The organism is Ruminococcus albus 7 = DSM 20455 (genome assembly GCF_000179635.2).
GTDB lineage: Bacteria > Bacillota > Clostridia > Oscillospirales > Ruminococcaceae > Hominimerdicola > Hominimerdicola alba.
In genome coordinates this window covers 1,128,443-1,140,177 of the sequence record NC_014833.1, presented here as the reverse complement: position 1 = coordinate 1,140,177, position 11,735 = coordinate 1,128,443, and the positions used below count along the sequence as shown (strand labels likewise).

Annotated in this window: 10 protein-coding genes; 9 read left to right on the top strand and 1 reads right to left on the bottom strand. The window is 47.2% G+C overall.

The genetic code is table 11. The annotated features are described in order from the left end of the window. The first annotated feature begins 341 nt into the window (after positions 1-341). The 8 genes from asnB to rapZ all read left to right on the top strand — a co-directional run bounded on the left by asnB (position 342) and on the right by rapZ (position 9,315). On the top strand, positions 342-1,922 hold the full coding sequence (gene asnB, locus RUMAL_RS05060; RefSeq protein WP_013497699.1) for an asparagine synthase B: 1,581 nt from the start codon (positions 342-344) through the stop codon (positions 1,920-1,922). A 264-nt stretch (positions 1,923-2,186) separates the two neighbouring features. Beyond that, complete coding sequence (gene murD, locus RUMAL_RS05055) at positions 2,187-3,581, top strand: UDP-N-acetylmuramoyl-L-alanine--D-glutamate ligase (protein WP_013497698.1); 1,395 nt, start codon at positions 2,187-2,189, stop codon at positions 3,579-3,581. Between the two features lie 222 nt (positions 3,582-3,803). Continuing rightward, positions 3,804-4,589, top strand: coding sequence for a hypothetical protein (locus RUMAL_RS05050; RefSeq protein ID WP_013497696.1), 786 nt, complete (start codon positions 3,804-3,806; stop codon positions 4,587-4,589). Positions 4,590-4,628: 39 nt separating this feature from the next. Continuing rightward, a complete protein-coding gene (locus RUMAL_RS05045; RefSeq protein WP_013497695.1) occupies positions 4,629-5,051 on the top strand; it encodes a hypothetical protein in 423 nt (140 codons plus the stop codon). 67 nt (positions 5,052-5,118) lie between these two features. Next, on the top strand, positions 5,119-6,387 hold the full coding sequence (locus RUMAL_RS05040) for a methionine gamma-lyase family protein (RefSeq protein ID WP_013497694.1): 1,269 nt from the start codon (positions 5,119-5,121) through the stop codon (positions 6,385-6,387). 70 nt (positions 6,388-6,457) lie between these two features. Then, positions 6,458-7,417 (top strand): HPr(Ser) kinase/phosphatase, encoded by a 960-nt coding sequence (gene hprK, locus RUMAL_RS05035; RefSeq protein ID WP_013497693.1) that lies wholly within the window; start codon positions 6,458-6,460, stop codon positions 7,415-7,417. Positions 7,418-7,477: 60 nt separating this feature from the next. After that, the gene (gene murB / locus RUMAL_RS05030; protein ID WP_013497692.1) at positions 7,478-8,413 is read left to right on the top strand and encodes a UDP-N-acetylmuramate dehydrogenase; all 936 of its coding nucleotides are present in this window, start codon (positions 7,478-7,480) and stop codon (positions 8,411-8,413) included. Between the two features lie 41 nt (positions 8,414-8,454). Beyond that, a complete protein-coding gene (gene rapZ / locus RUMAL_RS05025; RefSeq protein WP_013497691.1) occupies positions 8,455-9,315 on the top strand; it encodes an RNase adapter RapZ in 861 nt (286 codons plus the stop codon). A 43-nt stretch (positions 9,316-9,358) separates the two neighbouring features. Here rapZ and spoIVB read toward each other — a convergent pair whose 3' ends face one another. Continuing rightward, positions 9,359-10,558: a SpoIVB peptidase gene (gene spoIVB / locus RUMAL_RS05020; protein ID WP_013497690.1), complete on the bottom strand. Its 1,200-nt coding sequence runs from the start codon at positions 10,556-10,558 to the stop codon at positions 9,359-9,361. Positions 10,559-11,008: 450 nt separating this feature from the next. Here spoIVB and RUMAL_RS05015 point away from each other — a divergent pair, with 450 nt between their 5' ends. Next, positions 11,009-11,650 carry a hypothetical protein gene (locus tag RUMAL_RS05015; RefSeq protein ID WP_013497689.1) on the top strand — a complete coding sequence of 214 codons (642 nt, stop codon included), beginning with the start codon at positions 11,009-11,011 and terminating at the stop codon, positions 11,648-11,650. The last annotated feature ends 85 nt before the right edge of the window (positions 11,651-11,735 follow it).

The following is an 11,735-nucleotide window of genomic DNA, read 5'->3' as shown; positions in this document are numbered from 1 at the left end:
GCCTTCAGGCATGGTGTACCATAATGACCGTTCGCATCATCAGGTACCGTTTGGAAGACATAAAAATTAAAGCAGAAAGCCTTTTTCCAAAAGACCTTCTGCTTCGTTTCATTTCTTATTAGTATATTATACCATACTCCACCATATATGTTTACATCATTAGGCAGACTTCTTACCATAGTATTCCGACTTATTTCTGTTAAATATGAAATATCTGTTAAATCCTCCGATACAGCATTGACATTTCGATCCCATGGGGATATAATATTGGCGTAAAATATTTTTCGGACGACGGCGTTCCTTTTCGGGGACGCTGTCTTTTTTGTTATGGAGGAATAGATATGTGTTCAATCATGGGCTGGTGCGGCAGCCGTTTTGACGAAGAACTGTTTATGAAGGGATTTGCAGCAACTGTTACCAGAGGTCCCGATAACTCCCAGACCGTAAATCTCGGTGAGGGACTGTTGGGTTTCCACCGCCTTGCTATAATGGGGCTTCACCCCGAGGGTATGCAGCCTTTCATTATGGGCAGCAGCTATGCTGTCTGCAACGGTGAGCTTTACGGTTTTGAAAAGACCAAAGCGGAACTGGTAAAAAAAGGCTACACATTCAGAAGCGGATCTGACTGCGAGATAATACTGCCGCTGTACAAAGAATACGGCACTGATATGTTCGCTAAACTGGATGCTGAATTCGCCTGTATAATCTATGACGGTGAAAACAAGGAGTTCATAGCAGCCCGTGACCCTATCGGCATACGCCCATTGTATTACGGCTATGCATCAAGCGGTGATATCGTATTCGCCAGCGAGCCTAAAAACCTGGTGGATATCTGTGATAAGATCATGCCATTCCCTCCCGGCCATTACTACAAGGACGGAGAATTCGTGTGTTATGAGGATATCTCGGCTACAGACGGATATTGCTATGATGATCTCGAAACCGTATGCAGGAACATCCGTGAAAAGCTTATCAAGGGTGTCAGCAAAAGGCTTGTATCCGACGCCAAGGTCGGCTTCCTGCTTTCCGGCGGACTTGATTCTTCGCTGGTATGCGCCATAGCTGCCAGATGTTCCGAAAAGCCCATACGCACCTTCGCCATAGGTATGAACACCGATGCCATAGACCTGAAGTACGCCCGTGAGGTCGCTGAGTATATCGGCAGTGACCACACCGAGGTCATCATCAGCGAAGACGATGTTCTCGGAGCATTTGAGAATGTCATAAAATATCTGGGAACATACGATATAACCACTATCCGTGCAAGTATAGGTATGTATCTTGTCTGCAAAGCTATACACGAACAGACCGATATCCGCGTACTGCTGACAGGTGAGATATCCGATGAGCTTTTCGGCTACAAGTACACCGATTTTGCTCCTTCTGCCGAGGAATTCCAGAAAGAATCCCGCAAGCGTATACACGAACTGCATATGTACGATGTACTTCGTGCCGACCGCTGCATCTCAGTAAACTCCCTTGAAGCAAGAGTACCCTTCGGTGATCTTGACTTTGTAAGATACGTTATGGCTATCGACCCCGAAAAGAAGATGAACATATACAACAAAGGCAAATACCTCCTGCGTCATGCCTTTGAAGGCAGCTGGCTGCCTCAGGATATACTCATGCGTGAAAAAGCTGCGTTTTCCGATGCAGTCGGTCATTCCATGGTGGACGACCTGAAAGCCTATGCCGAAAAATACTACACCGACGAAGAATTTCTGCAAAGAAAAGCACTGTACTCCGACCCTGCACCCTTCACAAAGGAATCCCTACTCTACCGAGAGATATTTGAAAAGTTCTACCCGGGACAGAGTGCTATGGTCACCGATTACTGGATGCCAAACAAAGAATGGGAGGGCTGCAACGTTAATGACCCTTCCGCAAGAGTCCTTTCAAACTACGGTGCCAGCGGCATCTGATACTTTTACGCTTTACAGTTTCCATTCACTAAAACATCCTTGGAAAAGCCCTGTTTTACGCTTCTGCGTATGCAGGGTTTTCTTGCTTTACCGACCGAATTTCATTATCGTCGGCCCTCATGGGATGCCTCTCCGACGGAATTTTTCAAACTTCTTCCTTTATCCCCTTGCGTTTTGCTGTAAAATAGTGTATAATATAATAGATAGTTTATGTGCACAGACGATCCTGTGGCATAAAGACATAGTAAATAAGGAGAGATCGAGATGACCAAGGCACAAAAGTATTTCAATGCGATAAAGGATAAAAGAGTAGCTTTCATAGGCGTAGGCGTCAGCCATACCGACCTTATAAAGGTATTCCTTTCAAAAGGTATAAACTGCGTTATCTGCGACAAGCGTGACGAGGATGAATTCGATCCTATGCTGATCGAAGATTTCAGGGCAAAGGGCTGTGAGTTCGCGCTGGGCGCAGATTATCTCGATGAGATATTCAACTGCGATATAGTTTTCCGCACACCGGGTATGTACTACAATGACCCTACACTTACAAAAGCCAGAAAGCAAGGCATAGTTATAACCTCCGAAATGGAAACTTTCTTTGACCTCTGCCCCTGCAAGACCTATGCGCTTACAGGTTCAGACGGCAAGACCACTACCACCACCCTTGTCAGCGAATTCCTCAAATCCGAAGGCAAGAGGGTACATCTGGGCGGAAATATCGGCAAGGCGCTCCTGCCTCTGGTGGAGACTATCTCCGAGACAGATGTGGTAGTCTGCGAGCTTTCAAGCTTCCAGCTGATTTCCATGCGCGAAAGCCCTGATGTTGCGGGCATAACAAATATCCGCCCAAATCACCTGAACGTTCACGGCACTATGGAGGAATATACCCTTGCCAAGTGCAATATCCTCGACCACCAGAACGCATACGCAAGGTCTGTGCTGAGCCTTGATGATGAAGTGACACGCGGTCTTCAGGACAGAGTACGCGGTGACCTGGCATGGTTCAGCATAAAGGAAAAGCCCGATAACGGCGCATTCCTCCGTGAAGACGGTATGCTGTGCTACAACGAGCGCGGAAAAGTCACCGAATATGTACATATGAAAGATATCAAGATACCCGGTATGCACAACGTTGAGGACTATCTCACTGCCATAGCTATGACATACGGTGAGGTCAAGCCCGAAAACGTTGCTAAGATAGCAAAGGAATTCGGCGGCGTTGAGCATCGTATAGAGTTCGTAAGAGAACTGGACGGTGTTAAGTATTACAACAATTCCATAGCTTCCAGCCCCACGAGAGTTCTGGCTTGTCTTGCTGCTTTTGACCAGAAGCAGATAATGATACAGGGCGGTTCAGATAAGGGCGTAAGCTTTGAACCTATGGCTGCACCTATCTGTGAAAAGGTAAAGGTGCTGATACTCATGGGTCAGACCAAGGATAAGATACGCGCAGCAGTTGAAGCTGCTCCTAATTTCAAGGGCAGCGGACTGAAGATAATCACCGTAAAGGATATGGCAGAAGCTGTGCGCACCGCCCGCGAATATGCAGAGGAGGGCGATATCGTATCGCTGACACCTGCCTGCGCAAGCTTTGATATGTACCGTATGTTCGAGGACAGAGGCAGACATTTCAAACAGCTGGTAAACGAACTCAGCTGAGCAAAGTATAGTAAGGTAAAATATGGCTATCCCACTGATGCACCCCCATAAAACATTTTTTATGGGATCAATAATAAATAACGGTATCCTTCTTCCTACACCCGCAGCGTCGGAAAGGATACGCATCAATAAATGTACCATGTCATACGGTCGCATTAAGTGGTTTGCTGAAAGGATAGCCATGAAGTAAAATGATCCTATCCCCCGAACGGAGGACTTATAATGATATATCAGACAAAAGATATCGACCTTGCGCTGATAAACAGGCTCAGGGACAATAATTACAGCAGACGCATAAAGTCGCATTTTCTCGCATACGGCACGAAATACGATTTTCTGCGGTTCTTCTTCATGGAATACAAAGGCGAGCGACTGGGTATGTTCTCCGAGTTCAACAGTGCGCTTATGGTATCCACATTTGAGGGCAAAGAACTGCCCGAGGAAATGCTGGAAGAGCTTTCGGGCTTTGTGCGTATGCTGAAACCTTTCTCGGTGGAGCTTGAAAGGCAGTACGGCGAAAAACTTGCAGTACTCCTCGATGATGAGTACCGCAGTGAAAAGCGTACAGAATTTACATATTCTCCCACAGGCAAGTTGCCCCAGTTGGAGGTGGACGAGCTGCCGAAGCTGGACGATGTATACAAAATACTCGCCCAGTGTTTCCCCAGACTTGAAGACAGCTACGAGATGTGGCTGACAGATACCTCCCACCGCATAAGACGGGGACTTTCGCAGTCTTTCCTTATGGGAGACTATACCACCGCTACCATACAGTATATAATAGACAAGATAGCACTGGTAGGTCAGGTAGGCACTATCCCCGAGGAAAGAGGAAAGATGCACGCGAGAACTCTGCTTTACTGGATAGGCGAAAGACTCTGGCAGCAGGGCATAGCTGTAAAGCTTTTTGCAAGACCTCACAGAGTCAGCTATTATGAAGAGATAGGTTTCAAAGCCATGGGCATAGATACAGTTCTTGAAAGACGAGACGAAAAGCCCAGCCATTAAATAACAAAAACAGGAGATCAATTCAAAGGAGCGGATCTTATGAGAAAAACACGTTCCGGATTTAACATCAATACAATTCTTGCACTGATATTTGCCGTGCTGACGGTAATAGTGCTGGTGACCGGCATACAGAGCAAAAAATGCCCTAAAAACTGTACAGTAGAAGTTGAAGTCCAGCCTGTGGACTATGATGTGAATGAATATATGGACGATGACGGCATCGAAAGACGGGACTTCACCGTTCGCTGCATATACGAGTACAAAGGAAAAAAGTATCCTTGCGAAGCGAAGTTCAAAAACTCCTCGTCCTCAACTCCTGCATTCGATATGTACAAGAAAAAAATAATGATAGATCCTAATGACCCGTCAAAATATTTCGTACCGGGCACAGGTGGAGTGAACTTCACTCTGCTGGCGATCTTCGCTGCTCTTACAGTAGCTTTCGGACGCAATAATTTTTAGATGGTACGGTGCGATATACAACGTTGAGAAACCTATGCCGGAAAAAGATCTACATGAGGTGAAATAATTGACAAACATTTTTGGAATAGACGAAAAAATAGTTACTCTTGCAGCTCAGGCTGAGAGCGAATGCAAAGAAGTCTTTGCGGAGATAGACCGCATCGCTGAGATAAACGGACAGAAAGTTCTGAAAGCATTCATCGACAACCGCGTCAGCGAGGGCTGTCTTAAAGGCACTACGGGCTACGGCTACGGCGATATTGGCAGAGATACCGCTGATAAGGTGTATGCTCAGGCACTGGGCGGCGAGGACGCAATAGTAAGGCATACTTTTGTAAACGGCACCCACGCGCTTTCCACTGCGCTTTTCGGTATACTCCGCCCCGATGATGAGCTGTGTTTTCTCACAGGCGCACCCTACGATACCCTTGAAGGCGTTGTGGGCAAAGAGGGCGACAAGGGCAGCGGTTCGCTGAGAGATTTCGGCGTAAAGAGCAGTATCGTCGAACTCAAAGAGGACGGAACTCCCGACCTTGAAGCCATAGCTAAAGCGGCTAAGGGCGCAAAGGTAGGCTATATACAGAGATCGAGAGGATACTCACTCAGACCTTCTTTCACGGTTGATGTTATAGGCGAAGCAATAAAGGCAGCAAAGTCTGCAAACCCCGATATAATTATACTCACAGACAACTGCTACGGCGAATTTGTTGAAGAAAAAGAACCCCTCGCAGTGGGTGCTGACCTGATAGTAGGTTCGCTGATAAAGAACCCCGGCGGCGGAATAGCAAGCACAGGCGGATACATCTGCGGACGTGCAGACCTTGTGGAAAAATGCGCAGACAGGCTCACCTGCGTGGGCATGGGCAAGGAAGTAGGCTGTTCGCTGAACATGAACAGAGAGATACTTCTGGGCTTCTTCCTCTGCCCGCAGACAGTAGCAAATGCCCTGAAAACTTCCGTTTTCGCCTGCCGACTTTTTGAAAAGCTGGGTTACAAGACCCTTCCAGAAAGCAGTGAAAAGAGGACGGATATCATCGCATCTATCCTGCTTGAAAACGAGAAGAACCTGACAGCATTCTGCAAGGGCATACAGAAAGGCAGCCCCGTTGACAGCTATGTTACTCCCGAAGCATGGGATATGCCCGGCTACGAGAGCAAGGTCATCATGGCGGCGGGTGCATTCACAATGGGCGCTTCCATCGAACTTTCTGCCGATGCCCCCATACGCGAACCTTACGCTGTATGGTTACAGGGCGGTATAACCTATCCCAGCGGCAAAATGGGCATAATGCTGGCGGCGCAGGAGATGCTGAATGAGGGGAATATAACCCTGTAAACGGGCTTTGAAATATTATCTGACATACTGAAATACGACCGTATTAAAAAATAACAAGGAGTTGATAACTATGGCTGAGATATTCAGTGTTACCGTAAACGAGATAATAAAACAGCTCGGGCTGGAGGTACTTTATGCACCCGACAACATTGACGAGCTTATCGTCACAGACAACGACTGCAACCGTCCCGGTCTGCAGCTTATGGGCTTTTATGAGTACTTCAATGCCGAGCGTGTACAGATATGCGGAAACATGGAATTTGCATATCTTGCTTCCATAGATGAAGAAGTAAGAAGACAGAGGCTAGATGCACTTTTTGCCACTAAGATACCCATGTTCATCGTTGCAAGAAGCCATGAGCTTTATCCCGAAATGATAGAGATAGCCTCAAAATACGGGGTACCCATAGCTCGTACCGCCGACAGTACTACCGCGTTCATCGCAGCACTTATCGGCTACCTGAATGTTGAGCTTGCTCCCCGTATCACCCGTCACGGCGTTCTTATCGAAGTATACGGTGAAGGCATACTCATCGTGGGCGAGAGCGGTGTAGGTAAGAGCGAGACTGCAATCGAGCTGGTAAAGCGCGGACACCGTCTTGTAGCTGATGATGCCGTCGAGATAAGAAAGACCTCCAGCAGGACACTGGTAGGACAGTCCCCCGATAATATCAGGCATTTTCTTGAACTGCGCGGCATAGGTATTATCAATACCCGTCGTCTGTTCGGTATGGGTGCCGTAAAGATATCCGAGAAGATAGACCTGGTAGTTCAGCTCGAACCCTGGGACAGCAAGAAGATATATGACAGAATGGGCGTTGACAACGAGTATGCATCCATACTCGGCATAAAGGTGCCCAGCCTGACTATACCCATCAAGCCCGGACGTAACCTTGCAGTCATCCTTGAAGTTGCTGCCATGAACAACCGTCATAAAAAGATGGGCTATAACGCAGCTGCCGAGCTTCTGCAGAATCTTGGTCTGGAAATGGATACCAAGGAGTCTGTAAAGAACTGGGATGCATACTGATAATGATATACGCTCCGCCATGCGGTGCTTTACATAAATATATAGTAAGGAGAAACACAAGTGAAAGAACTTGATATGAATACACGTTCATTGCTGAACCTTGCCGAGGAGCTTGAATGCAGAGTGCTCCCCGATGAGCCGCTGGATAAGCATAACACTTTCCGTATAGGCGGACAATGTACGGCAATGATAGATATAAATTCACCCGATGCGATCTCACAGCTGTGGGAGGAAGCGAACCGCCTTGGGATCAGGACTATGGCACTGGGCAACGGATCAAACGTACTGTTTGATGACAGAGGCTTCAACGGCATAATATTCCTGATAGGAAGCTCGATGGATAAGATATATATGAAGGATGATAATACCATCGTAGCACAGGCAGGCTGTCCTTTGCTGAAGCTTTGCAGATTTGCGCTCGAGCATTCTCTCAGCGGACTGGAATTCGCTTATGGCATCCCCGGAAGCGTGGGCGGCGCCATATTTATGAACGCAGGTGCTTACGGCGGAGAGATAAAGGACGTTATCAAGTACGGCAGAGCTGTTGACCGCGACGGAAGACAGTTTGAATACAAAGCCGACCAGATGAAGTTCGGGTACAGGACCAGCAGATTCATAGCAAGCGGTGAACTTATAGTCGAAGGCGAATTTGAACTGCCTTCGGGAAGCTATGATGATATACAGGATAAGATGGTAGACCTTATGGGCCGCCGCCGCGATAAGCAGCCGCTGAATATGCCCAGTGCGGGAAGTACCTTCAAAAGGCCCGAGGGCGAAGGGCTGTTCGCAGGAAAGCTGATACAGGACAGCGGACTGAGAGGATTCTCCGTTGGCGGTGCACAGGTAAGCGAAAAGCACTGCGGTTTCGTAGTAAACAAGGGCGGTGCCACCAGTGCTGATGTGCTGGAGCTTATCAGACAGGTCAAGGATAAGGTATACAAGGATTCGGGCATTGAGCTGGAATGTGAGGTAAGGTATATCCCCTACGAGGCGTAGGGCGATATTCCCTCGATCATAAAGTAAAGGGGAGTTATGAGGTGCAGTTCGTAGTAGTTACAGGTATTTCGGGAGCAGGAAAATCCACAGCTGTCAACGTGCTGGAGGATATAGGTTATTACTGTATAGATAATATGCCACCCGAGCTTATGGTAAAGTTTGCGGATATATGCGCTCAGTCCGAGGGCAATATCGACAAGGTAGCATTCGTTGCCGATGTCCGCGGCGGAGCACTGTTCATGAAGCTGAAGGACGCTGTAAAAGATATGCGTGATATGGGCATAAACGTCAAAGTGATGTTTCTTGATTGCAGTGATGAAGTAATAATGCGCCGCTACAAGGAAACACGCCGCAGACATCCGCTTTACGAGATAGCCAACGGCAATATCCGCGATGCCATCGAGACCGAGCGCAGACTGCTGGAATCAGTACGTGACAATGTAGACTACTATATCGACACCTCCACTACTTCGTCTGCCGAATTCAAAGCAAAGATGTACGATATATTCTTAGGCGCAGGACAATCAGCCATGAGGATAGAAGTACGCTCCTTCGGCTTCAAGTACGGAGTGATGAATGATGCAGACCTGACCTTCGATGTGAGATGCCTGCCTAATCCCTTCTATATTGCAGAGCTTAAAAATAAGACAGGTCTTGACACTGCAGTATCGGGATACGTTATGAGTTTCAAGGAAGCACAGACACTTCTTGGCAAACTCACCGACCTTATCGACTTCCTTATCCCCCTTTATGAAAAAGAGGGCAAGGCACAGCTGGTCATAGCTTTCGGCTGTACAGGCGGCAAACACAGGAGCGTAACCTTTGCCGAGGCTGTAGCAAAGCATCTTATTGACACGGGCAAGACCATCAGGCTCACCCACAGAGATATCGAGAAAAGATAACAGCAAGGCAGTACCGCTTGAAACACGCGGCACTGCCTTTTTTTCATCCTGTAGTTTCTTCAGCACGCAAGAACATATCTTCTGCAAATATACCGTAGCCGCGGGTAGGATCATCTATAAATACATGGGTCACAGCACCGACCAGCCTGCCGTCCTGCATTATGGGCGAACCGCTCATACCCTGTACTATGCCGCCCGTTTCACTGATAAGACTCTCATCTGTGATGTGTACCACCATATCATGCTCAGCATCACGGCTAAGGTCGATATACTCTATCTGTACAGAATAAGGTTTCGGTGCTCCGCCGTCTACAGAGGAATAAATCTGTGCGCTGCCGCGGTGCACCTCCTGCTTATACCCAAGCTCCACCTTCTCCTTCTCATCGGGAGAGTTTTCCAGCGTGCCGAAAAGGCCTTCCTCGCAGTTCAGCTTTATCTCCCCCAGAACATCTTCTCCCGAAAAATCTCCGAGCAGCTGACCCGGTGAACCTTCCTCAGATGGTATCAGACCCGTTATATCAATATCACCAACAGCTCCCTCCGAAAGCGGCAGTATACCGCCTGTATCACTGTCACACACAGGATGACCCAGCCCGCCGAAGATACCGCTGTCATCGTCAAAAAAAGTCAGGGTGCCTATACCGGCTGAAGAATCCCGTACCCACATACCTGCCTTGTAGCTGCCCTCGGAATAAGCCGGCACAAGGGTCAGTGTCTTTTCTGTACCTCCGCGCCGCAGGACTACCTCGCAGCCCTCATCTCGGCTCCGCCTGACTTCATCTGTGATATCCCGGTTTGAGCGTATATCCCTGCCGTTTACGGATATGATTATATCACCCTTTCTTATGCCGCACTCCCTTGCAGGACATCTTCCGCCCACATCAGTAAGCTCTACTACGATAACACCGTCAGTAAGCAGCTTTATCCCGAAGGTCTCACCGCATGGCACAAGCATAGGTCTTTCACTGCTGACAGCTGTAACATTTTTTACAGGTACAGCACCAAGCAGCATGAGGGTGCTCTCGTTGCTGCCATTATCCCCTGTCAGCGCTGTCATGCAGGAATGCCTGACAGGTCGTGAGGATATGGAAAAGAAAGTGTTCAGTTCCAGCTTTCCGTCCCTTTCGATGCTGAAATTATCAGGGAGAGTTTTATCATAAAATCCTGCCACCCCCAGTAACGAAAGGGTTAAAGCCCCCGCTGCTGCGGTTATACGTTTGAATAAATAAACATTTATCTTCATTTTGACCTTCCTTTTTTGTAAATATTTCGTCCATGACCTGAGATTATTTTTGACCGTCCGAAGCATTTGATACACGTTTATGATAAAGAATTATTTGTGATACAAAAAGGGAGATATCTTTCACGAATAGCAGTTTATTCCTTTTGGGTTATGCTTTTTGAAAACGATCAAAAAAAGCTTGAATGTTCCACATGGAACGTTTGTTCTTTTTTTGCTTGATATCCTGCGTGGTTCTCAAATATATCATATTACTAAAATAAAACACAGGTGTCTTTACTTTTGAAAGATAATGTGATATAATATCTTTCATGGCAATATATTATTTCAGGACATCGCTCACAGCCGCAAAAAGCGGAGTATCTGCGAATGATGAATATAGAAATAAATATGTCGTTTACTATAGCTGTGATTTAAGACAGTAAAAATGATATCACATTCAAGAGGTAAAAAATGTCAAAAAAGGATAGACTTAAAGCACGATCTCAGCAGCAGATACGCGAGCGTCGTGAGCGTGAAGAAGAAGAACGCGAGGAGCGAGAGGCTGCCCGTTACAGACAGAGCAAGTCAGCGAAAAAGCTGCTTAACAAGACGAAATACGGCAGGTACGGCAAAGAACCGTTGGGATTCTTGTTTCTGCGTCTGCTTATGCTGGTACCATTCGCATGGTCCGGCATATACTATGGACTTATCGTAATATTCGGCACATTCGGCGGATTCATAGAGCCGCAGCCGCCTAAATGGGTCGGCTGGACGATGCTGGCAGGTGATGCTATCGTGCTGGCAGGAATTATCATAGAATACCTGAAAAAGCATATCCCCGCATTCGTGTCTGTCGCTGTGGGAACAGGACTGTATCTGAAAGCTTCACAGTATTTCATAAACTATCTTACCGACAGGCTCGGCAAGGTATATGTTGATGAGGGTATAAAGGATATCGACCGTGAATATATGAAGCATCATTACCCAATGGCTGCGGTAGCGGTACTGGAGTTATGTATACTGGTATGGTGGATCATTATCAAAGTGCGTGCAGCAAAGCGCAAAAAGCATGAAGAGGAAACTGCACCCGTGAAGTCCATAGTGGAAGAATAAAATACAGAAACCGGTAATGAGCACAAGGTCTGCATTTCACGCAAAGCCGTGGATGCAGACCTTTTTCCGTACCGTGATTTTGCCA